Raw genomic sequence first — 234 nt, 5'->3', positions numbered from 1 at the left:
TCGTTGACCTTCGACAGCACGCCCGGCACGTTCTGGTGGATGTGCAGCAGGCGCAGGCTGTCTTCAAGCACGGGCAGGGTCACTTCGGGGAAGTTGACCGCCGACAGGGTGCAGCCGTTGTCGCTGTAACGCACCAGCTTGGCCGCCACTTCCACGCCGATGTTGTCCTGCGCTTCCGGGGTGCTGCCGCCCACGTGCGGGGTGAGGATGACGTTGTCGTGCGCGGTCAGTGGC

General features: G+C 65.8%; 1 pseudogene. It reads right to left on the bottom strand.

The features are described from left to right. Nucleotides 1-234: pseudogene (locus ACQG3P_RS24155) on the bottom strand (phosphoglycerate dehydrogenase); the annotation flags it as partial.

The organism is Stenotrophomonas sp. SrG (assembly GCF_050031795.1).
Taxonomy (GTDB): domain Bacteria; phylum Pseudomonadota; class Gammaproteobacteria; order Xanthomonadales; family Xanthomonadaceae; genus Stenotrophomonas; species Stenotrophomonas rhizophila_A.
This window is presented reverse-complemented; position numbering and strand designations above follow the sequence as displayed.